The 315-nt window shown below is 34.9% G+C and carries 1 pseudogene; it reads right to left on the reverse strand.

The features are described from left to right. Positions 1–315 (reverse strand): annotated as a pseudogene (locus tag FIA58_RS21210) (RHS repeat domain-containing protein); the annotation flags it as partial.

The raw sequence follows: 315 nt of genomic DNA on the forward strand, positions 1-315 counted from the left end.
CCTGACATATAATTGGTTGTGTCTGTTCCAAATCCTCCTGCGCAAGTAGAACAACTTGTTTTTACTATCTTATTTATTTTTCTTCCTGTAGCATCATAAATGTAGGAAATTTTTTCGTTGTTTGCAAAATTAATTTCTGTTGGTAAATTGAGATGGTTGTAAACAATACTACCAATCCCTTTATTTTGGTCACTAGTCATGTTCCCATTGGCATCGTATGCATAATCATCACCATTAGGATCAGTAATTCCATCCCCATCATCTTTAAATCCTTGCGGGCTTGGTTCAGCATCAAAAACGTTCATCAATTGATTT

The organism is Flavobacterium jejuense (assembly GCF_006491595.2).
In the GTDB taxonomy this organism is placed as follows: Bacteria; Bacteroidota; Bacteroidia; order Flavobacteriales; family Flavobacteriaceae; genus Flavobacterium; species Flavobacterium jejuense.